The sequence below is a fragment of the Nocardia tengchongensis genome, from assembly GCF_054781395.1.
Genome location: NZ_BAAGUM010000004.1, coordinates 303,784 through 326,986, shown reverse-complemented (window position 1 = coordinate 326,986; position 23,203 = coordinate 303,784). Strand labels below are relative to the sequence as shown.

Genomic DNA, 23,203 nt, shown 5'->3' with positions numbered 1-23,203 from the left:
CTGTCGGACCCCGCTCATACTCTGGATGAATGGTGTCCGATTCGAAACGGCGAATCGAGGTGGCCGCGGCCGGGTTGCTCGCCCGCCACGGCTACCACGGATTCGGGCTGAAGAAGTTGAGCGAGGCGGCGGGACTGCCGTATGGGTCGATCTACCACCACTTTCCGGGCGGCAAGGAGGAGATCGCGGTCGCGGCCATCACCGGCACGGGGGTGCTGTTCGGTCGCATGATCCGCCAGGCTCCCGGTGATGTGTTCGGCACGGCGGCAACGCTGTTCGACTTCATGGCCGCCAAGCTCGACGAGTCGGACTGGATCGTGGGCTGTCCCGTCGGCACGCCCGCCCTCGACGGCGGCAGCGATGTCGAATCCGTACGCGCCGCTTGCGTTTCGGCGTTCGATGCCATGACCGACGGCTTCACCGGCATCCTCACCGAACTGGGTCTGGAACCGAGGGAGGCCCGCGGCCTGGCCACCACGGTGGTCGCGGCCTACGAGGGCGCGACCATTCTGGCCCGCGTCCGCCGTAGTGATGAACCCCTGTACACGGTCTCGGCGTCCATGGCGCGGCTGCTGCGCCTGGGTCTCGCGGAAGCCGTTGCCGTCGAAGCGCATTCACCCTGAGGGTTGGGCGCTCAGGTCGGACACGGTGAGCCGCATCCGAGCCAGCGCCTCGGGCTCGGCGATCACCTCGATCCGGGTGATGCGCTCGCCGTCGACGGTGAAGGCCATCACCGCGGGCGACTCGCCGGCCGCGGCCACCACCGCCCCCGCGTGCCCGTCCACCAGCACCACCGCCGAGAACCGGGCGCGGGCGGCGAATCCGGCTGCGAGCCGGCCCACGACGCGCGCACCCTGGGCAGTGACCGGCACCGCGCCCGGCGCCGCCACCTGATCAGCGGAAACGGTCACATCCGCGCGGAAACGGGTCCGGTGCGCCGGGACCGAGCGGATGGCGGTCATCGATCCGGCGGGCGCGCAGCACATCCAGGCAGATCCGTGACAGGGTCGTGGTCAGCCAGCCGTCGAGATTGCGGATCGAGTCGATCTCGGTGCGGCTCAACCGCATCCAGGTGTCCTGCACCGCGTCCTCGGCCTCGCCGGAGGCGCCGAGCATTCGGAAGGCCTGGCAGGTCAGGCGGGAGCGCCGCTGCTCGAATCGCGCTGCGGTGGATCCTGAGTCTCTGACCGACATATTTCGTGCTCGCCGAACGTCCCCGTGTCATGACTACACACACCATCGTCACACGAATCGTGCCCGACAGCGCCCTGCTCTACTGGTCGGCGACCGTCCTGGTGGCCGCCGAGCTGGTGGTCGGCGGCTGGTGGGACATCGCCCGCACCTCGAACGTCCGCGATGTCATCGTTCATCTGGGTTACCCGACCTATTTTCTGGTCATCCTGGGCGTCTGGAAGCTGCTGGGCGCGGCGGCACTGCTGCTCCCGAGGTTTCCGCTGGTGAAGGAATGGGCCTACGCGGGCGCGCTTTTCGTCTACACGGGAGCTGTCGCCTCCCATTTGACCACCGGATACAAGCTCATCGAGGTGCCGATCCTGACCGTCATGGCGGCGCTGACCGTGATCTCGTGGGCGAGTCGTCCCGCCGATCGCAGGATCGGGTCCGGCAGGCCCGGGAGATCGGACAATTCGGCAATTACTTAGCAACTGCACGGTCCGATGTCCGATACAGTGACCTTCGATCATGCTCGGTCTCGACACTGCGAACGGAGCGATGATGGGTCGGAATTCGGTCGCCACCCAGTTGGTCGACGCACTCGTAGCCGCCGGTGTCCAGCGGGTATATGGACTGGTAGGGGACAGTTTGAACCCCTTCGTCGACGCCCTGCGCCGTACCGAGGGCATCGAGTGGGTGCACTGCCACAACGAGGAGAGCGCAGCCTTCGCCGCCGGTGCGGAATCGCTGCTGACCGGCCGCCTCGCCGTCTGCGCGGCCAGCTGCGGACCCGGCAACACCCACCTGATCCAGGGCCTCTATGACGCCCACCGCAATGGCGCGTCGGTGCTGGCTATCGCCTCGCACATTCCCGGCCGCGAGATCGGCACCGGTTTCTTCCAGGAGACCCACCCCGAACGACTCTTCGTGGAGTGCAGCCACTTCTGCGAAATGGCCGGCATACCCGCGCAGCTGCCGCGCCTGGCCACCATCGCCATGCAGACCGCCCTCGGCCGCCACGGCGTCTCGGTTCTCGTCGTCCCCGGCGATGTGCTCAGCGCCGATGCCGAGAATCGCGGCCGCCCCTCGGATCTGGTGACCGCCGCGGCCACCGTGGTCCCGCCGGCCGAACAGGTGGACCGGCTCGCCGAGGCCATCAATGACGCCGACACCGTGGCCCTGTTCGCGGGTGCCGGCGTGCGCGGCGCGCACGACCGGGTGATGAGCCTGGCCGACCGCCTGCACGCCCCGATCGGGCACGCCCTCGGCGGCAAGGAGTGGATCCAGTTCGACAACCCCTACGACGTCGGCATGAGCGGCCTGCTCGGCTACGGCGCGGCCTACGAGGCCACCCACGAAGCGGATCTGTTGATCCTGCTCGGCACCGACTTTCCCTACGACACCTTCCTGCCCCAGGACGGCCGCATCGCCCAGATCGACCGCGACCCCGCGCGCATCGGCCGCCGCGCGATCGTCGACATCGCCGTCCACGGTGACGTGGCGGCGACCATCGACGCGGTGCTGCCCCTGCTGCACCAGAAGCCGAGCCGTGCCTTCCTCGACGACATGCTGCGCCGCCACGCCTCCGCCCTGGAGAACGTGGTGGACGCCTACACCCACGACATCGATCACCACACGCCGATCCACCCCGAGTACGTCGCCGCCACGATCGACGAAATCGCCGACGACGACGCGGTTTTCACCGTCGACACCGGCATGTGCAACGTCTGGGCGGCCCGCTACCTGAGCCCCAACGGCCGACGCCGGATCATCGGCTCGTGGCGGCACGGCACGATGGCCAACGCGCTGCCGCACGCGATCGGCGCGCAGTCGGCGTTCCCTGGGCGACAGGTGATCTCGCTGTCGGGTGACGGCGGCCTGGCGATGCTGATGGGCGAGTTGCTGACCGTCTGGCGGCACCGGTTGCCGGTGAAGATCGTGGTGTTCAACAACTCGACCCTCGGCATGGTGAAGCTCGAGATGCTCGTCGACGGCCTGCCCGACTTCGGCACCGATCAGGAACCGGTGAACTACGCCGATATCGCCGCGGCCGTGGGCATTCCCGCGATCCGGGTGACCGACCCGGGCGAGGTTCGGGGCGCGCTGACCAAGGCGTTCGCCGAGCCCGGCCCGGTCCTGATCGACGTGGTCACCGACCCCAACGCCCTGTCGCTGCCGCCGAAGATCGATGCCGCGCAGGTGAAGGGCTTCGCCCTGGCCGCGGGCAAGATCGTGCTGGCCGGCGGCGTCGGCCGGATGATCGACATGGCCCGCTCCAACCTGCGCAACATCCCCCGCCCGTAGCGGAGCGAAGTAGCAATCAGCCTCGGCCCGACACGGTTTCGCCCGCGGCGACGGCCGCGCCGGTGAGTTCCACCGACCGCACCCGATCCTCGATGTCCTGCGCGTGGTGGGCGAGGATGAGTTCGTCGGCCTGGATCCCGGCCGCGAAATCCTCGAGGTAGTCCACGACGTCGGCGGGTCTGCCGACCGCGGTGTAGGTGGTCATGGCGGCCAGGTGCCGGCCGTTGGGCGAGGCCAGGAACGCGTCGATCTCCTCGTCGGAGAAGTCCGCGCCGGCCGCGCCCCGCTTGATGAAGGCTCGCGTGCGCGCGCGATAGGAGATGGTCTTCTGCTGCTCGGCCAGTTCCCGATCCTCGGCCGCGAACACGTTGACCCCGGCCATCACGTACGGCTCGGCCAGTTGCTCCGAGGGCCGGAACCGGTCGCGGTATTCGGAGACGGCCTGGTGCAGGGCGTCGGGCGCGAAGTGCGAGGCGAAGGCGTATGGCAGCCCCAGGTGCGCGGCCAGCTGCGCGCCGAACAGCGAGGAGCCCAGAATGTAGAGCGGCACAACGCCTTCCGCGCGCGGCACCGCCTGCACCCCCGGAATCCGGGTGTTCCCGTTGAGGAACCCCTGCAATTCGAGGACGTCCTGGGGGAAGGTGTCGGCCGAGGACGGATTGCGCCGCAGCGCCCGCATGGTCTCCTGGTCACTGCCGGGCGCGCGCCCCAGCCCGAGGTCGATGCGTCCCGGGAACAGCGATTCGAGCGTCCCGAACTGCTCTGCGATCACCAGCGGCGAATGGTTGGGCAGCATGACCCCGCCCGCGCCGAGCCGGATGCTGTCGGTGTGGGCGGCCACGTATCCGATGAGCACGCTGGTCGCGCTGGACGCGATCGACTTCATGTTGTGGTGCTCCGCGTACCAGACCCGCTGGTATCCACTGCGTTCCGCCGCCTGCGCCAGCGCCACACTGTGCCCGAAACTGTCGCGGGCGGTCTGGCCGGGCGAGATGACCGCGAGGTCGAGTAGCGATACGGCGAGGGGCATGCTGGCACCGGCTTTCGTGGATCGGCTGTGCGGGGGAGCGGCGGGCGCTGGGTGAAACCCGCCCTTGGATGTAATTCGATCGGCGTCGAACTTATGCCCGGACTCCCGAATCTGGCCGGTCACGAGCGACCGGTCGGCTACCGGAAGTCCTCCGCATGCTCGGCGGCCCACTCCCGAATATCACGGGCCGGACGGCCCGTGAGGTCCGCGACCGTGGTGGTGACCAGCTCCGAGCGCGGCCGGAACTCGGCCATCGACAACAACGTCTCGATCAGGCGCGCGGGCAGTCCGGCCGCCGTCATCGACTCTCGCGCCACCGCCACGGGCAGCGCCTCGAAGCGCAACGCCCGGCCCAGTGCCGCCCCGATCGCCTCGACCTGCTCCGCCCGGCCGACCACCCGCGGCCCGGTAACGCGGTAGATCCGCCCGTCATGGCCGGATTCGGTGAGCAGCCGTGCCGCCACCGCCGCGATATCGCCCTCGTGTACCACCGCCGACGGCGCGACCTCGGTCCCGCGCACGATGTCACCCGCGCGAATCTGTCCCGCCCAGCCCAGTGCGTTGGATGCGAGCGTGTCCGCCCTCAATACCGTCCATTCCGATATATATGTCCGGATCAGCCCTTCCATCTCCGCGTGCAGCAGCGGAATCGGATCCGATTGCGGCCCTTGGCCGTTGACGCTCGTGGAGGACAGGTACACCACCCGCCGCGCTTGCGCGCCGAGCACCCGCACGACCTGTTCGGCGTTCTCGCTGCCGGGGAACGGCCACACCAGTAATACTGAATCGACCCCGTCCGCCGCCGCGGCCAGCGACGCGGGCTCGGTCAGATCTCCGCGCACGACCTCCACTCGGTCCGGAAGCCCGGCGGCTGCCGGATCGCGGGCCAGCGCCCGCGTCTCGACTCCCGCCGCGGTCAGTCGGGCAACCACCTGCCGGCCGACATTTCCCGTCGCACCCACTACGAGGACACTGTTCACATCGTCCGGAACCCCACATGACCGGGCCTAATTTCCTGATTGCCGGGATGTGTATGGTGTGCCAGCTCACACGCGGCGGCATATTCCCAGGTCGCGCTTTTTCGGTCAGGGGACCCTTACTGGATCGAGGAATGGAATTCCGTCACACTTGTGTTGTGAAAACCGTGGGTTTGCGGAACGCGGAACAGGCCGGACACCAGCATGACGGTGCCCGGTCCGTTGTCGTGTCCGGGCCGGCGGGTGAGGGACACACGCGCGAAGCCGTCGTCAAGCTGCTGTTGGAGGAGGGCCCGATCACCGCGACCGCCATCGGCGAGCGGCTGGGTCTGAGTCCGGCGGGCGTGCGTCGGCATCTGGACGCGCTGATCGACGCGGGTGAGGCGCAGGCGACGCGCTCCGCGCCGTGGCAGCAGAAGGGCCGCGGCCGTCCCGCCAAGCAGTACCAGCTCACGGCCACCGGCCGTGGTCGTCTGGCCCACGCCTACGATGACCTCGCCGGAGCGGCCATGCGGCAGCTGCGGGAGATCGGCGGCGATCAGGCCATCACCGATTTCGCGCGCAAGCGGGTGGCGGCCATCGTGGCCGGGGTCGGCGATCTCGCCGTGCACGCCCCGGCTGAGACCGAGGCGAAGGCGGAGGAGATCGCGGAAGCGTTCACCGATGCCGGTTTCGCGGCTTCGACCCGGAAAGTCGGTGCGGGCGTGCAGATCTGCCAGCACCACTGCCCGGTCTCGCACGTCGCCGAGGAGTTCCCGGAGTTGTGCGCGGCCGAGCTGGAAGCCTTCCGCGCGATTCTCGGCACGCACGTGCAGCGCCTGGCGACGATCGCCAACGGTGACTGCGCGTGCACCACGCACGTACCCCTCATTGCTTCGCCCGCTATGCCCGATACCGCCCCCGAAAGTTCCGTACAGCCCCCCGTTGCGCAGCCCGCAACGACTTCTACACATGACTCCGGAAGGAGTGCCGAATGACGACGACCACCGAACAGTCGCAGCCGCTGTCCCAGGAAGAGACCATCGCTTCCCTGGGCACGTACGAGTACGGCTGGGCCGACAAGGATGTCGCCGGTGCCGCTGCCAAGCGCGGACTGTCCGAGGACGTCGTGCGCGACATCTCGGCCAAGAAGAACGAGCCCGAATGGATGCTCGACTTCCGCTTGAAGGCCCTGCGCATCTTCGACAAGAAGCCCATGCCGAGCTGGGGTTCGAAGCTCGACGGCATCGACTTCGACAACATCAAGTACTTCGTGCGCTCGTCCGAGAAGCAGGCCGCGACCTGGGAAGAACTGCCCGAGGACATCAAGAACACCTACGACAAGCTGGGCATCCCGGAGGCGGAGAAGCAGCGTCTGGTGTCCGGTGTGGCGGCCCAGTACGAGTCCGAGGTCGTCTACCACTCGATCCGTGAGGACCTCGAGAAGCAGGGCGTCGTCTTCCTGGACACCGATACGGCGCTCAAGGAGCACCCGGAGCTGTTCCAGAAGTACTTCGGCTCGGTCATCCCGTCGGGTGACAACAAGTTCTCCGCGCTGAACTCGGCTACCTGGTCGGGTGGCTCGTTCATCTACGTGCCGCCGGGCGTGCACGTGGACATCCCGCTGCAGGCGTACTTCCGCATCAACACCGAGAACATGGGTCAGTTCGAGCGGACGCTGATCATCGTCGACGAGGACGCCTACGTCCACTACGTCGAGGGTTGCACCGCGCCGATCTACAGCTCGGATTCGCTGCACTCCGCGGTCGTGGAGATCATCGTGAAGAAGGGCGGCCGCTGCCGCTACACCACGATCCAGAACTGGTCGAACAACGTCTACAACCTGGTGACCAAGCGCGCCAAGGCCGAGGCCGGCGCGACCATGGAGTGGGTCGACGGCAATATCGGTTCCAAGGTCACCATGAAGTACCCGGCCGTGTGGATGACCGGTGAGTACGCCAAGGGCGAGGTGCTCTCGATCGCGTTCGCCGGTCCCGAACAGCACCAGGACACCGGTGCGAAGATGCTGCACCTGGCGCCGCACACCTCCTCGACCATCATCTCCAAGTCGGTGGCGCGCGGCGGCGGCCGTGCCTCCTACCGTGGCCTGGTTCAGGTGAACAAGGGTGCGCACGGCTCGAAGTCGACCGTGAAGTGCGATGCGCTGCTGGTGGACAACATCTCCCGCTCCGACACCTACCCCTACGTCGACATCCGCGAGGACGACGTGACCATGGGCCACGAGGCCACGGTCTCGAAGGTGTCCGAGGACCAGCTGTTCTACCTGATGAGCCGTGGTCTCACCGAGGACGAGGCGATGGCCATGATCGTGCGCGGCTTCGTCGAGCCGATCGCCAAGGAGCTCCCGATGGAGTACGCCCTGGAGCTGAACCGCCTGATCGAACTGCAGATGGAAGGAGCCGTCGGCTGATGACGGTCGATAATGTTGCCGTTGCCGCTGAGGCTCGCGTTCCGGCGATCAACAAGGGTGAGGTCTTCGCGTCGTATGACGTGAACGCTTTCGAGGTGCCGTCCGCGCACGACGAGGCGTGGCGCTTTACCCCGTTGCGCCGGCTGCGTGGTCTGCACGACGGCACCGCCGTGCGTGACGGTCAGCCCGTCGTCGAGGTGAACAGCATCGCGGGTGTGACGGTGGAGACCGTCGGCCGTGACGACGCGCGTCTCGGTGTCGCGGGTATCCCCACCGATCGCGTTGCCGCGCAGGCGTACTCGGGTTTCGAGCAGGCGACCATCGTGTCGATCGCCGCGGAAACCGAAGTGGCCGAAGCGGTTGTCGTGACCATCACCGGTCCGGGTGAGGGCAAGACCGCCTTCGGGCACACCCAGATCCGTCTGGGTAACTTCGCCCACGCGAACGTGGTCCTCGACCAGCGGGGCAGCGGAACCTATGCGGAGAACGTGGAATTCGTGCTCGGCGACAGCGCCAAGCTGAACGTCATCGTGATCCAGGACTGGGCCGACGACGCCGTGCACGCCACCGCGCACCACGGCAAGCTGGGTCGCGACGCCACCCTGCGGCACACCAATGTCACCCTCGGCGGCGATCTGGTGCGCCTGACCGCGAACGTCCGCTACGACGGTCCGGGCGGCGACGTGGAAATGCTCGGCGTGTACTTCGCCGACGACGGCCAGCACTTCGAGCAGCGCCTGCTGATCGATCACGCGGTGCCCAACTGCAAGTCGAACGTGCTGTACAAGGGTGCGCTGCAGGGCGATCCGACGTCGTCGAAGCCCGACGCGCGGACCGTGTGGGTGGGCGATGTGCTCATTCGCGCGGCGGCCGAGGGCACCGAGACCTACGAGGCCAACCGCAACCTGGTGCTCACCGATGGCGCCCGCGCCGACTCGGTGCCGAACCTGGAGATCGAGACCGGCGAGATCGTCGGGGCCGGACACGCCTCGGCCACCGGCCGTTTCGATGACGAGCAGCTGTTCTACCTGCGTTCGCGCGGTATCAGCGAGGAGGCGGCGCGACGTCTGGTCGTGCGTGGCTTCTTCTTCGAGATCATTCAGAAGATCACGGTTCCCGAGGTCCGGGAGCGGCTCGAGGCGGCCATCGAGGCCGAGCTCGCCGCTGTCGGCGCCTGACACCAACTTTCCCTCCCCGCAAAGGAATTCGAATTCGATGACCACCCTGGAAATCAAGGACCTGCACGTCGAGGTCGCCAACCCGGACGAGAACGCCGAGCCCATCCAGATCCTCAAGGGCGTGAACCTGACCGTGCGCTCGGGTGAGACCCACGCGATCATGGGCCCCAACGGTTCCGGCAAGTCGACCCTGTCCTACGCCATCGCCGGGCACCCCAAGTACACCGTCACCTCGGGTTCCATCACCCTCGATGGTGAGAACGTGCTGGAGATGTCGGTCGACGAGCGCGCGCGTGCCGGCCTGTTCCTGGCCATGCAGTACCCCGTCGAGGTGCCGGGTGTCTCGGTCTCGAACTTCCTGCGCACCGCCGCCACCGCGATCCGTGGCGAGGCCCCCAAGCTGCGCACCTGGGTCAAGGAAGTCAAGGAGTCGATGTCGGAGCTGGAGATCGATCCGGCCTTCGTCGAGCGCTCGGTGAACGAGGGCTTCTCCGGTGGTGAGAAGAAGCGCCAGGAGATCCTGCAGCTGAGCCTGCTCAAGCCGAAGATCGCCATCCTCGACGAGACCGACTCGGGTCTGGACGTGGACGCGCTGCGGATTGTTTCCGAGGGCGTGAATCGTTACAAGGAGCGGGAGACCGGCGGCATCCTGCTGATCACCCACTACACCCGCATCCTGCGCTACATCCAGCCGGACTTCGTGCACGTGTTCGTGAACGGCAAGATCGTCGCCGAGGGCGGTGCCGAGCTGGCCGAGGAACTCGACGCGAACGGGTACGTGCGTTTCACCTCCGCAGCCGTATAGGAGCCTGAATATGACCAGCACCGTGGGGACTCTCGACGTCGCCAGGATCCGGGCCGATTTCCCGATCCTGAGCCGGACCGTGCGTGACGGGAAACCGTTGGCGTACTTGGATTCCGGTGCGACGTCGCAACGTCCGCTGCAGGTGCTCGACGCCGAGCGGGAATTCCTGCTCGAGCACAACGCGGCCGTGCATCGCAGCGCGCATCAGCTCGCCGAGGAGGCCAACGAGGCCTACGAGGCGGCGCGCGCGGCGATCGCGGCGTTCGTCGGCGCCGGCGCGGACGAGATCGTGTACACCAAGAACGCGACCGAGTCGCTGAACGTGGTGGCCTACGCCTTCTCCGACGACCGCTTCCCGTACCGGGTCGGCCCCGGTGACGAGATCGTCATCACCGAGCTCGAGCATCACGCGAATCTCGTTCCGTGGCAGGAGCTCGCGCGGCGCACGGGTGCGACGCTGAAGTGGTACGGCATCACCGACGACGGCCGCATCGACCTGGATTCGCTGGAACTGTCGCCGGCCACCAAGGTGGTCGCGTTCACCCACCAGTCGAACGTGACCGGTGCGGTGGCCGATGTCGCCGAATTGGTGCGCCGGGCAAAGGAAGTCGGCGCCATCGTGGTGCTCGACGCCTGCCAGTCGGTGCCGCACATGGGCGTGAACCTCAAGGAGCTGGGCGTCGACTTCGCCGCCTTCTCCGGCCACAAGATGCTGGGCCCCTCGGGTGTCGGCATCCTGTACGGCCGCCGGGAGCTGCTGGAGGACACCCCGCCGTTCATCACCGGCGGTTCCATGATCGAGACCGTGTTCATGGATCATTCGACCTTCGCCCCGCCGCCGCAGCGGTTCGAGGCGGGCTCGCAGATGATTTCGCAGGTCGTCGGATTGGGCGCGGCGGTCGAGTATCTCGGCGCGGTCGGCATGGATGCCGTTGCGGCGCATGAGCACACGCTCGTGTCCGCGGCGCTCGACGGCCTGGGCGCGATCGACGGTGTCCGGATCATCGGCCCGACCGAGAACGTGAACCGCGGTGGCGCGGTGTCGTTCCTGGTCGACGGTATCCACGCCCACGATGTCGGCCAGATCCTCGACGACCAGGGTGTCGCCATCCGTGTCGGTCACCACTGCGCGTGGCCGCTGCACCGTCATTTCGGTATCGCCGCCACCGCCCGTGCCTCCTTCGCGCTGTACAACACGCTCGAAGAGGTCGATCAGCTGGTGGACGCGGTGCGGAAGGCCCAGAGCTTCTTCGGAGTTGCATAGATCATGCGCATGGAGCAGATGTACCAGGAAGTCATCCTGGACCATTACAAGCACCCGCACCACCGGGGCCTGCGTGAGCCTTTCGGTGCGGAGGTGCATCACGTCAACCCGACCTGTGGTGACGAGGTGACGTTGCGCGTGCACATCGACGACAACGGCGACGTCAAGGACGTGTCCTACGACGGCCAGGGTTGCTCGATCAGCCAGGCGTCCACCTCGGTGCTCACCGACCAGGTCATCGGCCTGCCGGTGCAGCAGGCGCTGAAGGTGGTCGAGTCGTTCGACGAGATGATCACCAGCCGCGGCACGGTCGAGGGTGACGAAGAGGTGATCGGTGACGGCGTCGCGTTCGTCGGCGTCGCCAAGTACCCCGCCCGCGTGAAGTGCGCGCTGCTGGGCTGGATGGCGTTCAAGGACGCCGTGGTGCGGATCGCCTCGGCCGAGGAAGCCAAGAAGACGATGGGCAACGGGGAGTAAGAGATGAGCGAAACCGAGCAGCAGGCCAAGGAATTGACGCCCGAGGAGCTCGCGCACCTCGACGACATGGAAGAGGCGATGCGCGACGTCGTCGACCCCGAACTCGGCATCAACGTCGTCGACCTGGGCCTGGTCTACGGCATGGCCCTCGAGGACGGTGTCGCCAAGCTCGACATGACGCTGACGTCGCCGGCCTGCCCCCTCACCGATGTGATCGAGGACCAGACCCGCAACGCCCTGGTGCGTTCCGGCCTGGCCGAGGACCTGCAGATCAACTGGGTCTGGATGCCCCCGTGGGGCCCCGACAAGATCACCGACGACGGCCGCGAGCAGCTGCGCGCCCTCGGCTTCACGGTGTAGCGCGCCCGCGCCCTGACGAGAAGCGGACCGATCCCTGGTGGATCGGTCCGCTTCGTCGTTGTCAGGGGCGTGTGGTGAGCGCTTCGTTGAGCAGGGCCCGGGCTGTGCCGCACAGGATTTCGGCGGCCTCGGGACGGGGGAGGGCCGCGATGTCCACCAGCCAGATGAAGGACTCGATGCCGGTGGCCGCGCGGATGGCGATGGCCAGGCGGTGAATGTCGATGGCCGGGTGGGTGTTCCGGAGGGGTTCGAGGGCGTGCTCGATCCAGCCGATGGCGCGGCCGCGGCGCAGCGGGGAGGGATTGCCCGCGCCCGGTTCGAGGGAGAGGCGCAGGGAGGCGCGTAGTTCGGGCTCCCAGTCGAGGGTGATGCGGACGCATTCGCGCATCACGAGGTCGAGGCGTTCGCGGGGGTCGTCGGGGGCGGGGTCGGGCAGGAGTGTGGCTTGGTCCATTTCGGGGCGTACGGCCGCGAGCAGGGCCCGTTGGTTGGGGAAGTAGCGGTAGGCGGTGGTGCGGGAGATGTCGGCGGCGCGGGCGGCATCCTCGACGGTGGGGATCTCGCCCTGCGCCAACAGATTCCGGGTCGCGGCGATCAGGGCCGTTCGGGTGCGGGACTTCTGGTTGGTACGCCCGGTTTCCTCATATGGTACGGCCATGCCCATCATGGTACTCTGATCCCATATCGAGCTTCGGAGGCCGCTATGAGCACCGATCCCGCCGTCGTGAATCCGGATCTGTACCGGGTCATCTTCGAGAACGACCGCGTTCGAGTCCTGGAGTATCGCGATCGCCCCGGCGACCGAACCGCGCCGCACCATCATCCCGACAGCGTGCTGTACCCGCTGAACTCGTTTCGTCGGCGGATCACCGCGAACAGCGAGCAGGTCGAGGTCGCGCTGACCGCGGGGCAGGTGCGTTGGCTGGGGGCACAGGAGCATTCGGGGGAGAACATCGGGGACGGCGAGACCCACGCGCTGTTCATCGAACTCAAGGAGCCCGCGCCCGGGCGCGGGGAGTCGATGCTGGGGCCTTCGGAGGGCTGACGCGCATGTCACGGCCGGTCGTGCCGGGGAATGGGCCGCGACGCGCCGTAGGATTTACCGGTGACCTATGACGACTTCGACGGATTCGAGCATCTCGACACCTCCACGCTGCCCGAACGCCAGCAGCGGATCCTGTGCAGTATTCGGGATTGGGTGCAGCGGCACGGCTATTCGCCGAGCACTCGGGAGATCGGGGACGCGGTCGGATTGAAGTCGGCGTCGTCGGTGTCGCGGCATTTGCGCGAGCTGGAGGAGCGCGGGTTCCTCAAGCGCAGCGAGTCGGTGACGCGGCCCATGGATGTGCGGCTGTTCCTGCGAGCGTCCGCGCCGGCACGGCAGCAGGACGAGAACTCGGTGCCGGTGCCCGTGGTCGGCGATATCGCGGCCGGTACACCCATCCTGGCGGAGCAGCACGCCGACGACGTGCTGTCGCTGCCGCGAGAACTGGTCGGTCGTGGAACCGTGTTCGGCCTGCGGGTGCGCGGTGACTCCATGATCGACGCCGCCATCTGCGACGGCGACATCGTGGTGGTGCGTCAGCAGCAGGAGGCGCACACCGGCGAGATCGTGGCGGCCATGATCGACGGCGAGGCCACCGTCAAGGTGTATCGCCGCGCCAACGGCCACGTCTACCTCGATCCCCGCAATTCCGCGTACCCGGTGATCGATGGTGACAATGCCCAGGTACTGGGTAAGGTCGTCTCGGTCATGCGCCGGGTCTGAGCGTCTGGCATGATGACCGCCGTTATCACCTTCCATCCCCGGGGAGTATCGAATGTCGTTGCTGCGCAAGGCCAGTTTGGGCCTCGCCGTTACGTCGATGGCCGCGATGGGCACCGTGGCCACCGGCACCGCCTCCGCGGCGGAGAGCGGCGAACCGGTCTTCATCGCGACCTCCGGTGACCTGTACGGCGCGCTGGCGCTGTCCAAGAGCACCGGAAACGTCGCCTATGCCGTGAACTACGGCAGCTGGGACGCCGCCGACAACTCGGCCGTGAGTCAGTGCGGCGGCGGTGACTGCGCGGTCGTCGTGCACTTCGCCAATGCCTGTGGCGCGGTCGCCCAGGGCGCCGACACCCGCTTCGGCTGGGCGTGGGCGCCGACCAAGGTGGAGGCCGAGTCGGCCGCCATCAATGTGCTCGGCAAGAGCGCGCCGGGTTTCCCGGACACCGGCTCGTCCTCGCCGCGTCAGGGCAAGGTCATCCTGTCGGCTTGCACCGACAACGCCAGCTGACCGATAGCGCTGAAACATGGCAGCGCCACACCGGATTCGTCCGGGGTGGCGCTGTTTTGTTTGCCGCAGTCCATTTTCCAGCAACACGCCCGGTTCGACGGCGATGATTTCCCGGTGGACGACATCACCTACGAGGACACCCGGTTCGCCTTGCACGCGGCAGCCGAACTGCTGATCGCCGGTCCGCAGTATCGTCGTTTCGGCAGTATCCGCATGCGTATCGTGCTGGGCGGCTTCACCGGCATGAAGTGGCCGGTGTCGGTGACGGGCACCGATCTGGTGTGGCCGCAGGGCCGTATCCGCCTGCACGGCACCTACAGTGACCTCGCCTCGACCGCCGGCTTCGAGGCCGACGGACCGCCGGAAGGCCTCTATTCCGACGGCACCCGGATGGATCCGGACGAGCCGTTCCGTGTCGACTCCGGCGCCGCCACCGCCGTGCACGACTGGTTCGCGGTGGGGGACACCGCGTTACGGCGCTTCGCCGCCGAACAGCCGGTGCTGTGGCCCGAGCACTTCGACCTGTCGGTGGCCGTCGACGAGGTGAATTACGGTGTCTCCCCGGGCGACTGGGACAACCCGACGCCGTATGCCTACGTCGGCCCGTGGACCCGCCGCAAGGGCGAGTTCTGGAACGCGCCCTTCGGGGCCGTGCGGCCGCGCGGCGAGGTGGCCACGGTACAGAGCCTCATGGAGTTCTTCCGCGAGGGCAGAGCCCATGCGGCGCAGGACAACTGACGCTAGCTGTAGTGCGCCTTCAGGACGTCGCCGCCTTCGGTGCCGAGGAGCAGTGTCCGGTCGTCGGTGGGGCTGATCGCCACCGAAGTCAGCGGCTGGCTCGACAGCAGGGTGCAACTGGTGTGCGTCACCGGATCGGCGCGCACCAATTGCCCTGTGCCGGTGGCGATGTAGAGCAGCCCGTCGCGTCCGATGGCCAGATCGTCGGGCAGCAGGGGGCCGGACAGGGGAGCCGCCGCCAGATCCACGGCGACGGTCGTGCGCGCGGGGTCCTGGATGGGCATGGCGACGACGCGTGCGTTGGGGCTCTCCAGCAGCGTGACATAGAGAATGTCGTCGGCTACGACGATGCCGTCCGCGCCGGAGCCCTGGGCTGCCAGTGCCGTACGGGCGTGGGCGGTCCAGTCGGTGTCGACGGTGCCGTCAGGTCGGATGCGCACCACCGTGTTCGAGCCGGTATCGGCCACGTACAGGGTGCCGTCCGCGGCGAAGGCCGCGCCGTTGGGCTGTCCCAACCCGGACACGAAGACCTCGGGGGTCGGTGTGGCAGCCGAAGGATCGAACCGCAGCACTCCGCCGCCCCCGGACAGACCGGAGGCCGGTGAATTTCCGAAGGTCGCGTACATCAGCCCGTCAGGGCCGCGCCGGACCGCGCCCGGGCTCGACACCGCCACACTGGCGACGACGTTCCCGTCCCGGTCGTACTTCTCCACCACACTGCGCAGGCTGCGGGCGATCCACACGTCCCCGGCCGCGTCGAACCCGATGTTCTCCGACCAGTCGAGCAGCGGCGCCCGGGTGGGCAGTGCCACCCGCGCCTGCGCGGGGGCGCAGGAAACCGCCAGGGCAACCGGTGTTTCGGGTGCCTCTGCGGTGGCGCGACCGCCCGGCGCGATCGGACCGCTCGCGGCGGCCGTCACCGCCAGCAGCGCGGCGGCGCCCGCGACCAGGCGGCGGCCCCGGGGATCCGATTGGGGCGCAACTGCTCTCGGTCGCGGATCCGGCATGGAAGCGTCCCTTCGCTGGGTGATGATCGCGGCCAGCGTATACCGCCCGGTTTGGGGCAGCAATGCTCGCGGGGCCCGTGTCACCGGTACCTTCGTGCGCGGTGTGGCTACGGGGTGGGGTGGCTGGGCAGCCGGTCGGTGGAGCGCTCGGACAGTGCCGCTTCGACATTGGCGAGACCCGTCCGCACGCCCAGCCCGTAGCCGTCCTCGTCGAGGGCGTCCAGGCGTGCGTGGGCCGCGTCCAGGTGCCGGCGCGCGGTGTCGAAAGCGCCCAGGCGGCGGTAGTTGTCGGCCAGGTTGAGGTGCAGCGACGGGTAGAAGCCGCGCACGCTCAGATCCGCGTGATGGGCCTGAGCGCGTTCGTCGGTGAGCGAGTCGGCGGCGTCGAGGGCGCGGATGTCCCAGGTGAGCGCGTCGGCCGCGTGATCCTGCAGATCGGCGAGGAAGTGCGCCAGCGATACCCGGTGCAGTGGGTCGCCGCCCGCGCCGATGCTGTCCCACAACGCGTTCAGCTGTTGCCGTGCGGCCGCTGGATCGCCTTGGCGGCCGAGGACTACGGCATCGTTGATGGCGGACATGGTCTGGTCGGCGACGGTCATGACCGTGACCGTAGCGGCGGGGTCCGACAACTACCGGGGGAGGCGGCCGTGGCGGCCGTCGCCGGTGATCCGCCCGCGCCGGATGAGATCGCGTTTGGTGCCGGGTCCGAGGGTGACCTGCTCGTCGTCCCCGGCGATGGTCTCGTCCGGATTGGGTCGCACGAACAGGGTCACGGTGGTGCCCTCGGTGAACCCGTTGCGGCGCATCATGGTCGCGGAGGCGGTGTTGTGGTTCTCCACGTCGGTGACGATGCGGGCAGCGCCGTGGCGGAACAGCAGATCGCAGCAGGCGGTCATGAGCTTGCTGGCGATGCCGTGCCCCTGCACGTCGGGCGAGACCGCGATCCACTCCAGGTAGGCCCAGTCCTCACGAAGCTCGAATTCCATGGAGGCCAGCACGAATCCGACCACTCGATCCGAATCCACCGCCACCCAGCAGGATTTGCCGGCACTGTCGAGGTGCTCGGCCACCGAGGTCAGCGACCACGAGGTGTAGGGCTTGGCGTGGGTGTCGAACACCTGGTAGCCGAGGTCGATGACCTGACGCAGGTGCCCGAGGCCCATGGGCACGATGGCGATATCCGGATGGATGGATAAGTCGGAATCCATGCCCGCTAGTTTGCCAGGTGGATGCTGCTGCCTCACGCGCCCTTGCGGGCCTGTTTGGCCGGAGCCTTCTTCGCAGCCTTCTTGGCGGGCTTCTTCTCGGCGGCCTTGGCGGGCGCGGCCTTGGCGGCGGGCGCCGACCCGGTCTTGCGCCCGGAGGCTTCGAGGCTGCGCTGCAGGGCCGCGACCAGGTCGACGACCTCGGCGTCTATCTCCGGCGCGGCGGTCTCGGGCGCCCGGGTGACCTTGCTGGATCCGCTGGCGATCGCCTCGTCGAGCAGCTTCTTCAACTCGATCTGGTACTCGTCCACGTACAGGCCGGGATCGAAGTCGTCCGACAGCGTGTCGACCAGCGTCTCGGCCATCTTCAATTCCTGCGCCTTGGGCTCCGCCACCCCGTCGAGCTTGTCGAACGCCACCGACCGCACCTCGTCGGGCCACAGCAGGGTCTGCAACACCATCACCCCGTCACGCACCCGCAGCGCGGCCAGCCGCGTCTTCTGCCGCAGCGTGAAATGCACCAGCGCCACCCGATCCACGTGTTCGAGCGTCTTGGCCAGCAGCACATAGGCTTTGGGCGTGGTGGAATCGGGTTCCAGATAGTAGCTCTTGTCGAACAGAATCGGATCGATCTGCTCCGAGGGCACGAATTGCAGCACCGGAATTTCGTGCTTCTCCGCCGCGGGCAGTTTCGCGAAGTCCTCGTCGGTGAGAATCACCCGGTCCCCGTCGGGTGATTCGTAGGCCCGGTCGATATCGGAATACTGCACCGGCTGCCCGTCGACCGTGCACAGCCGCTCGTAGCGAATGCGCCCGCCGTCGGCGGCGTGCACCTGGTGGAACTTGATGTCGTGGTCCTCCGTGGCGGTGTACACCTTCACGGGGACATTGACCAATCCGAACGCGATGGAGCCCTTCCAAATGGACCGCATTTCCCGATCGTAGCCTCCGCGCCCATCTGAACGAGTCCTTGTTCGGTCGACTACCGGGTTCGCGTCGGGAGAATGACGCCGTCAGCCGGTCGCGGGCGGCTCATCGCCGGTGACTCGGCGGCCGGGGGTGGCCGGCGATGAGAACCCAGATCGCCAATGCCGCCAGCACCAGAACCATGATGGCGCTTCCGGTCCAGACACCCGTGCTCGTATAGGCGGGCACTCCATCGGCAATTGTCGCGGCCATTGCGGCCGGGCCGGACGCCATGATCATCGACATCGTTCCTCCTACGCACATCGTCTCCCATCGCTAATGGTGGGCCGGAAATCGGTCGCTGTCATCCATCGTGACGGCTTATTAACGGCCGACGTGCTGCGTCGATACCGCGCACTGCTCGCCCGGATCGATATGGGGCGTCCGGATCGTCCGGCCCGTCCGGATCGTGTCCACGGCGCGATAATCAGTACATGGGTCATCGACTCGCCGATTGGAGCACCCGGGCGCGACTCGCCGCCCCTGGTGAGGGCATCGGTCTGGATGAACTTGGGCTGGCCACCCGTAATCACGGGCTGCCGCTCGAGGCGCTGCGCTACGACGTCACGCCGCCGGGGCTGCATTACGTGCAGTCGCATTACGACATTCCGTATGTCGCGGTGGACGCGCCCTGGAAGCTGACCATCGCGGGCCGGGTGCGGCGCCGGTTGCGGCTGGATGTGGCTGCTTTGAAGGCGTTTGCGCAGGTCACCACACGGGTGACGCTGGAGTGTGCAGGCAATGGGCGGGCGTTGCTCACCCCGCGGCCGGTGAGTCGGCCCTGGCTCGTGGAGGCGGTCGCCACCGCCGAGTGGACGGGCGTGCCGCTGCGGCTGCTGCTAGCCGCGGCCGAGGTCGAGGCCGACGCGGTCGAGGTGGTCTCCACCGGGGCGGATCACGGGGTCGAGCGCGGTGTCGAGCAGGACTACCAGCGGTCGCTGCCGATCGAGGTGGCGATGGGCTCGGAGTCGGAGGTGCTGGTCGCCTACGAGATGAACGGGGCGCCGTTGCCGCCGCAGCACGGGTTTCCGATCCGGCTGATCGTGCCGGGCTGGTACGGCATGGCGCATGTGAAGTGGCTGCGTGAAGTCACTGTGACCGCCACGCCGTTCACAGGGTTTCAGCAGGCGGTGGCGTATCGGATCCGGCAGGACCCCGGTGAGACCGGTGAACCGGTCACGCGGATTCTGCCGCGCGCGCTACTGGTCCCGCCCGGCTTCCCGGACTACATGTCGCGGGCCCGGGTGGTGCGGCCGGGCCCGGTGCCGCTCGAGGGCCGCGCCTGGTCGGGGCAGGCTCGAATCGTTCGGGTCGAGGTCAGCACCGATGACGGGCACAGCTGGCACGAGGCGGAGTTGGACTCGGATCAGGGCCGCCGATGGGTGTGGCGCCGATGGCATTTCGATTGGATGGCGACACCGGGCGAGCATGTTCTCAGCGCCCGAGCGACCGATGCCGACGGCCACACCCAGCCGCTGGAGCAGCCCTGGAACCGCGGCGGTTTCGCGGTCAACCTGGTCCAGCGGGTCCCGGTGCTGTGCCTGGAGGTCGATGACTGACCGGGACCCCGGGGTCAGGCCACCCGGTGTCGGTGCGGCGGCGTTACAGAGTTCCATCTGAGGGAACGCTCAAAACCGCAGCTGATTCGCCTGTGCAACCGGGTGCCCGGACCCAGCGGGCACCTCTCGGCGAAGTAGACAGGTCGGGTCCGACGTCGGGTTCTGTTGGGTCGCTGCGCTTGTGGCCTCAGACGCTGGCCGAGTCGTGTAGAACATCGCCCAGAACCCTTGCGCAGCACAAGTGGCGGAAGGAGCCGCTGCTGGCGGCATCCGTGGTCCAGTTCGTCACGACTACTCCAGCCACCGCCTCAGCGGAAGGACAAGCCCTACTCCCATGCCGATGGCCCCGCCCATGGCAACGTCGGCCCAGTACTGGGAGTCCTGGTCGCTCGTATGACTGAAGAACTTCAACCACAAAAACACAGCCGCAGCGCCAAGTCCGGCGCCGTAGAACATGCTGACTAGCTCGTCGAGTTTGCGCTGCCGCGTCGCGGCAGCAGCTTTGCGCTTGGCGATATCGGCTTCCAGCGTCGTTATCGACTCCTCGAGATTTTCCCTTGCGGCGGTGCCTTTCGGAAGCCCGTCAAGAGTCTGGCGCAGGGTAGCTAGCGTGGCCAGCTGCTCACTCAGAGACTTCTGAGCGCCCGCTCGTGAAGCACGCGCAGCGATGAAGGCCCCAATAATGGCAGCTGCGGGAGCCGCGAGAGCAAGAGCAATTGTCAACCCGCTGGAGCCGCCGCTGGCGGCCTCCGCCCCCCACCCAATCATGCGGCTATCATCTCAGAGCCTGCTGATGGCTGCCGGGGCTCCGTGCCGGGTTGAGACTGTGGATTTGAACGCGGGGGGTCGAAGCAATCAGAGCAGGCTTGCGCATGTCGCCCGTGAGAATCAGCTGTGGCGAAACAGGCGGCTTTGCAGCGCTTTTCGGCTGCCCCGGTCCGGTCTAGGTTTGCGGGCGGCTGGGCGACATAGGCGGCCGGGAGAACGTCGTCCGATATTCAGGTCTCCGGTCCGCGTGGGTCGTTCGAGTGTTCACCGTTCCCCGGATCCGACTTCTCCCGGTTGCGAGCGGGGCCTAGCCACCATCGGCGGTGCCGGGCGAATGGTCGAGAATTGCTTCCCACACGCGACCGCTTTCCCTGTCGCAGCAGTGAATCACCGACTGTCATCTATCCAGACGGGATACTTCGGCATGTTGCCGGGAGGAGTCTCATTGCCCGAGGTCTCCGCCGACGCCGCTGCCGGCGTGCGGTTCGCAGCGATTCATCAGCGGGTGGGCGGCAGGCCGTCGGCGTGATAAACCTTGTGACAGTTGATGTTTCGCCCAATCGATCGATAGTGAGTAAAGTCCCCGAGATCACCGCGCTGTTCTGGCCGATCAAGATCCTCTCCATGGGGATGGGGGAGACATTCTCCGCCGGATTCGGCCGCGTGAAGTCCCTGTGTCCGCTACCCCGTTCACCGGTTTCCAGCAGGCGGCCCGGCGACCATTTGTGGATCAGCCCCTGGAACCGGGACGGCTTCGCGGTCAACCTGGTCCAGCGGGTCCCGGTGTTGTGCCTGGAACCCGGCGACTGATTGCGCGCTGCGGCCTCGGCGATCAGGTCGCCGTGTGACCGTGCCGCCACTCGCGAGGGGTGAGCCTGTGGGCGCGGCGGAAGGCTCGGGTGAAGGTGTCGACGTCGTTGAATTCGACGCCGAAGGCGACGTCGGTGATCGTGGCGGAGGTTTCGCACAGGCGCCGCCGCGCCTCGTCGAGGCGAAGTCCGCGCAGGTGGGCCGCGGGGCTGTCGCCCGCACGCGCGAACAGCACTTCCAGATATCGCCGAGAGATGAAGTGGGCCTTGGCCACCGCCTCGATGTCGAGTTCGGGGTCGGCGAGGTGACGGCGCATGAACGCGCGCGTGGCATGCAGTAACGCCTCGCCGCTCAGCGGTGGCGTGCGGCGGCCGTCCGCGTGCGAGTACACGGCGGCGGAGAGCAGCTCGAGGATGGTTCCGGTGAGTTGGTCGGCGGCCGCGGGCGGACAGCCTTCCTTCGTGATTCCGGTCAGGATGTGCCGCAGGGCAGTCAGCGACGCGGCGTCGGGGTCGATCGGTCGTGCGGCCGAGTCGCGGATGACCGAATCACGCAGTCGCAGTCGCGCGCGCGGAACCTGGAGCACCAGTTCGCTCATCGCGGAGTCGAATCGGAGGTCTCGTAGGGCCGGCCGGTGTCGCAGAGGACGGCGGTGTTCGCCGCGAGCCGCGTCGTACGCTGCGTTGGTCGCCGCCGGGGCTACGGCGCTCGGGGAGATCGCCGACGGATCCCTCGCCGAGATCGGCGCCGCGCGGATCACCCACGGCGATCCGGCCACCGGCATCGTGAACATGCCCGGCGGCCGGCTGGCCGTGCTGCGTGCGGCCGACGGCAACCTCATCGGACTCAACCAGTCGGTCCCGATGAGCTGGTAGGACCGCGCCGCGGTCGCCCTCGGGGTCAGGCGACTCGGCGGTCGGGTTCGCTGCGGTAGCGGGAGTGGTCGCCGTCGATGCCGAGGGTCTTCCACAGTCGCTTGGTGACCGGGTTCATCAGGCCCAGTTCGTCGGCGAGGGAACGCATGTCGCCGAAATAGCCGGACAGGATCTTGGACGCGGTCGGGGACTGCCAGAACGCCTCCTTGATGACCTCGCGCGGAATGTCGAAGGTGCGGCCGAATTCCGGCGGGGGAGCCATGATCTCGCCGGCCAGCCAGCGCATGGCGAGCGGGAATGCGATGCCGCAGAGATTCTGGTACATCGGACTGCGGCGGGGGATGTGCCGCTTCAGGAATTCATTGGCGAAGGAGATGTGCCGCGCCTCTTCGGCGATATGGATTTCCATGCAGCGCACCACCGCGGGCGGCAGATTCGCGCCGTTGCGGATGACCGCCTTCTGATAGTGGTCGATCGGTTCCTCGCCGCCGAGAATGCCGATGAACAGAATCGGCCAGGCGTACCCGCCGGCGACGCCGATGAGCGGCGACAGTTTCCGGAAGAACGGCCGCATTCCGGGAACGTCGACGCCGATCCGGTTCACCAGCTCCTGGAACATCTGGATGTGGTTGCACTCCTCGGTCATCTCGTGGAGGCAGTAGCGGAATTCCGGCGACCCGTTGGGCAGCTTCATGATGTACTGCATCATTCCGCGGATCAGAATGCTCTCGAAGGCCGCGCCGACCTTGATGGCGTTGGTGATTCGCCACTTGCCGATCTCGATCTGGCGTTCGATGGGCTGGTCCCGGTACCACTGGGTGGCGCCCAGCGGGTCGATATCGGGTTGCAGCACCCAGCGCGGATCGTGCGGGTCGATCGCGAATTCGGGGGAGTCCCAGGGGATATCGAGATACGGATCGAATCGGCGGTACACCGATCCCTCCGAAAGGGTGTGCAGCACGTCCGCGTACTCGCGTGCCTCCGTGCCGGTGCCCGACTTCGTCGTCAGAGCCATCAT

At 67.5% G+C, this 23,203-nt stretch carries 30 protein-coding genes; 17 read left to right on the top strand and 13 right to left on the bottom strand.

Annotated features, from left to right (window positions below; all coding sequences use genetic code 11):
* The first annotated feature begins 29 nt into the window (after positions 1-29).
* Positions 30-623, top strand: a complete 594-nt coding sequence (locus tag ACYVKL_RS06700; RefSeq protein WP_379169195.1) for a TetR/AcrR family transcriptional regulator — start codon at positions 30-32, stop codon at positions 621-623.
* On the opposite strand, the gene ACYVKL_RS06695 is transcribed toward ACYVKL_RS06700, so the two are convergent.
* Both ACYVKL_RS06695 and ACYVKL_RS06690 read right to left on the bottom strand, forming a co-directional pair.
* The gene (locus tag ACYVKL_RS06695; protein WP_379169193.1) at positions 615-911 is read right to left on the bottom strand and encodes a hypothetical protein; all 297 of its coding nucleotides are present in this window, start codon (positions 909-911) and stop codon (positions 615-617) included. The two genes, ACYVKL_RS06700 and ACYVKL_RS06695, sit on opposite strands and share 9 nt — an antisense overlap.
* On the bottom strand, positions 895-1,194 hold the full coding sequence (locus tag ACYVKL_RS06690) for a sigma factor (protein WP_379169191.1): 300 nt from the start codon (positions 1,192-1,194) through the stop codon (positions 895-897). The genes ACYVKL_RS06695 and ACYVKL_RS06690 overlap by 17 nt, the downstream gene beginning before the upstream one ends.
* A gap of 29 nt (positions 1,195-1,223) precedes the next feature.
* On the opposite strand from ACYVKL_RS06690, the gene ACYVKL_RS06685 reads away from it, so the two are divergent.
* Complete coding sequence (locus ACYVKL_RS06685; protein WP_379169189.1) at positions 1,224-1,661, top strand: DoxX family protein; 438 nt, start codon at positions 1,224-1,226, stop codon at positions 1,659-1,661.
* 73 nt (positions 1,662-1,734) lie between these two features.
* Positions 1,735-3,477 carry a pyruvate dehydrogenase gene (locus tag ACYVKL_RS06680; protein WP_379169187.1) on the top strand — a complete coding sequence of 581 codons (1,743 nt, stop codon included), beginning with the start codon at positions 1,735-1,737 and terminating at the stop codon, positions 3,475-3,477.
* A 16-nt stretch (positions 3,478-3,493) separates the two neighbouring features.
* Here ACYVKL_RS06680 and ACYVKL_RS06675 read toward each other — a convergent pair whose 3' ends face one another.
* Positions 3,494-4,507, bottom strand: a complete 1,014-nt coding sequence (locus tag ACYVKL_RS06675) for an LLM class flavin-dependent oxidoreductase (protein WP_379169185.1) — start codon at positions 4,505-4,507, stop codon at positions 3,494-3,496.
* A 137-nt stretch (positions 4,508-4,644) separates the two neighbouring features.
* Positions 4,645-5,469 (bottom strand): NAD(P)H-binding protein, encoded by an 825-nt coding sequence (locus ACYVKL_RS06670; RefSeq protein WP_379169183.1) that lies wholly within the window; start codon positions 5,467-5,469, stop codon positions 4,645-4,647.
* Between the two features lie 149 nt (positions 5,470-5,618).
* Here ACYVKL_RS06670 and ACYVKL_RS06665 point away from each other — a divergent pair, with 149 nt between their 5' ends.
* From ACYVKL_RS06665 to ACYVKL_RS06635, 7 genes are read left to right on the top strand one after another with little or no spacing between them, the layout of a single operon-like run.
* A complete protein-coding gene (locus ACYVKL_RS06665) occupies positions 5,619-6,461 on the top strand; it encodes a helix-turn-helix transcriptional regulator (protein WP_379169181.1) in 843 nt (280 codons plus the stop codon).
* Positions 6,458-7,894, top strand: a complete 1,437-nt coding sequence (gene sufB / locus ACYVKL_RS06660; RefSeq protein ID WP_379169179.1) for a Fe-S cluster assembly protein SufB — start codon at positions 6,458-6,460, stop codon at positions 7,892-7,894. The genes ACYVKL_RS06665 and sufB overlap by 4 nt, the downstream gene beginning before the upstream one ends.
* Positions 7,894-9,072: a Fe-S cluster assembly protein SufD gene (gene sufD / locus ACYVKL_RS06655; RefSeq protein WP_379169177.1), complete on the top strand. Its 1,179-nt coding sequence runs from the start codon at positions 7,894-7,896 to the stop codon at positions 9,070-9,072. The genes sufB and sufD overlap by 1 nt, the downstream gene beginning before the upstream one ends.
* Positions 9,073-9,109: 37 nt before the next feature.
* Entirely contained in the window at positions 9,110-9,877 is a 768-nt protein-coding gene (gene sufC / locus ACYVKL_RS06650) for a Fe-S cluster assembly ATPase SufC (protein ID WP_379169175.1), read from the top strand.
* A gap of 10 nt (positions 9,878-9,887) precedes the next feature.
* Positions 9,888-11,141, top strand: coding sequence for a cysteine desulfurase (locus ACYVKL_RS06645; RefSeq protein ID WP_379169173.1), 1,254 nt, complete (start codon positions 9,888-9,890; stop codon positions 11,139-11,141).
* A 3-nt stretch (positions 11,142-11,144) separates the two neighbouring features.
* On the top strand, positions 11,145-11,618 hold the full coding sequence (gene sufU, locus ACYVKL_RS06640) for a Fe-S cluster assembly sulfur transfer protein SufU (RefSeq protein ID WP_379169171.1): 474 nt from the start codon (positions 11,145-11,147) through the stop codon (positions 11,616-11,618).
* Positions 11,619-11,621: 3 nt separating this feature from the next.
* Positions 11,622-11,978 carry a metal-sulfur cluster assembly factor gene (locus tag ACYVKL_RS06635; protein WP_213556124.1) on the top strand — a complete coding sequence of 119 codons (357 nt, stop codon included), beginning with the start codon at positions 11,622-11,624 and terminating at the stop codon, positions 11,976-11,978.
* 61 nt (positions 11,979-12,039) lie between these two features.
* Here the strand turns inward: ACYVKL_RS06635 and ACYVKL_RS06630 are convergent, their stop codons facing one another.
* Positions 12,040-12,636, bottom strand: a complete 597-nt coding sequence (locus tag ACYVKL_RS06630; RefSeq protein ID WP_379169169.1) for a TetR/AcrR family transcriptional regulator — start codon at positions 12,634-12,636, stop codon at positions 12,040-12,042.
* Between the two features lie 45 nt (positions 12,637-12,681).
* Between ACYVKL_RS06630 and ACYVKL_RS06625 the strand changes: the two genes are divergently transcribed.
* The 4 genes from ACYVKL_RS06625 to ACYVKL_RS06610 all read left to right on the top strand — a co-directional run bounded on the left by ACYVKL_RS06625 (position 12,682) and on the right by ACYVKL_RS06610 (position 14,995).
* Complete coding sequence (locus ACYVKL_RS06625; protein WP_379169167.1) at positions 12,682-13,023, top strand: cupin domain-containing protein; 342 nt, start codon at positions 12,682-12,684, stop codon at positions 13,021-13,023.
* A 60-nt stretch (positions 13,024-13,083) separates the two neighbouring features.
* Positions 13,084-13,746 (top strand): transcriptional repressor LexA, encoded by a 663-nt coding sequence (lexA, locus tag ACYVKL_RS06620; RefSeq protein WP_379169165.1) that lies wholly within the window; start codon positions 13,084-13,086, stop codon positions 13,744-13,746.
* Positions 13,747-13,798: 52 nt separating this feature from the next.
* Positions 13,799-14,257, top strand: coding sequence for a DUF4189 domain-containing protein (locus ACYVKL_RS06615; RefSeq protein WP_213556117.1), 459 nt, complete (start codon positions 13,799-13,801; stop codon positions 14,255-14,257).
* A gap of 114 nt (positions 14,258-14,371) precedes the next feature.
* Positions 14,372-14,995, top strand: a complete 624-nt coding sequence (locus tag ACYVKL_RS06610; protein WP_379169163.1) for a hypothetical protein — start codon at positions 14,372-14,374, stop codon at positions 14,993-14,995.
* A gap of 2 nt (positions 14,996-14,997) precedes the next feature.
* On the opposite strand, the gene ACYVKL_RS06605 is transcribed toward ACYVKL_RS06610, so the two are convergent.
* The 5 genes from ACYVKL_RS06605 to ACYVKL_RS06585 form a co-directional block, all read right to left on the bottom strand.
* Entirely contained in the window at positions 14,998-16,002 is a 1,005-nt protein-coding gene (locus ACYVKL_RS06605) for an NHL repeat-containing protein (RefSeq protein WP_379169161.1), read from the bottom strand.
* A gap of 107 nt (positions 16,003-16,109) precedes the next feature.
* Entirely contained in the window at positions 16,110-16,601 is a 492-nt protein-coding gene (locus ACYVKL_RS06600) for a hypothetical protein (protein ID WP_213556111.1), read from the bottom strand.
* A gap of 30 nt (positions 16,602-16,631) precedes the next feature.
* Positions 16,632-17,210, bottom strand: coding sequence for a GNAT family N-acetyltransferase (locus tag ACYVKL_RS06595; RefSeq protein WP_246597860.1), 579 nt, complete (start codon positions 17,208-17,210; stop codon positions 16,632-16,634).
* A 32-nt stretch (positions 17,211-17,242) separates the two neighbouring features.
* Positions 17,243-18,139 (bottom strand): non-homologous end joining protein Ku, encoded by an 897-nt coding sequence (gene ku / locus ACYVKL_RS06590; RefSeq protein ID WP_379169159.1) that lies wholly within the window; start codon positions 18,137-18,139, stop codon positions 17,243-17,245.
* A 100-nt stretch (positions 18,140-18,239) separates the two neighbouring features.
* The gene (locus tag ACYVKL_RS06585) at positions 18,240-18,419 is read right to left on the bottom strand and encodes a hypothetical protein (protein ID WP_379169157.1); all 180 of its coding nucleotides are present in this window, start codon (positions 18,417-18,419) and stop codon (positions 18,240-18,242) included.
* A 188-nt stretch (positions 18,420-18,607) separates the two neighbouring features.
* Between ACYVKL_RS06585 and ACYVKL_RS06580 the strand changes: the two genes are divergently transcribed.
* On the top strand, positions 18,608-19,732 hold the full coding sequence (locus ACYVKL_RS06580) for a molybdopterin-dependent oxidoreductase (RefSeq protein ID WP_379169155.1): 1,125 nt from the start codon (positions 18,608-18,610) through the stop codon (positions 19,730-19,732).
* Positions 19,733-20,023: 291 nt separating this feature from the next.
* Here the strand turns inward: ACYVKL_RS06580 and ACYVKL_RS06575 are convergent, their stop codons facing one another.
* The gene (locus tag ACYVKL_RS06575; RefSeq protein WP_379169153.1) at positions 20,024-20,500 is read right to left on the bottom strand and encodes a hypothetical protein; all 477 of its coding nucleotides are present in this window, start codon (positions 20,498-20,500) and stop codon (positions 20,024-20,026) included.
* Positions 20,501-21,070: 570 nt separating this feature from the next.
* Between ACYVKL_RS06575 and ACYVKL_RS06570 the strand changes: the two genes are divergently transcribed.
* On the top strand, positions 21,071-21,310 hold the full coding sequence (locus ACYVKL_RS06570; protein WP_379169151.1) for a hypothetical protein: 240 nt from the start codon (positions 21,071-21,073) through the stop codon (positions 21,308-21,310).
* A gap of 22 nt (positions 21,311-21,332) precedes the next feature.
* Here ACYVKL_RS06570 and ACYVKL_RS06565 read toward each other — a convergent pair whose 3' ends face one another.
* The gene (locus ACYVKL_RS06565; RefSeq protein WP_379169149.1) at positions 21,333-21,908 is read right to left on the bottom strand and encodes a helix-turn-helix domain-containing protein; all 576 of its coding nucleotides are present in this window, start codon (positions 21,906-21,908) and stop codon (positions 21,333-21,335) included.
* 85 nt (positions 21,909-21,993) lie between these two features.
* Here ACYVKL_RS06565 and ACYVKL_RS06560 point away from each other — a divergent pair, with 85 nt between their 5' ends.
* Positions 21,994-22,185 (top strand): hypothetical protein, encoded by a 192-nt coding sequence (locus ACYVKL_RS06560; protein ID WP_379169147.1) that lies wholly within the window; start codon positions 21,994-21,996, stop codon positions 22,183-22,185.
* Positions 22,186-22,210: 25 nt separating this feature from the next.
* Here the strand turns inward: ACYVKL_RS06560 and ACYVKL_RS06555 are convergent, their stop codons facing one another.
* Positions 22,211-23,200 (bottom strand): AurF N-oxygenase family protein, encoded by a 990-nt coding sequence (locus tag ACYVKL_RS06555; protein WP_379169145.1) that lies wholly within the window; start codon positions 23,198-23,200, stop codon positions 22,211-22,213.
* Positions 23,201-23,203: the final 3 nt, after the last annotated feature.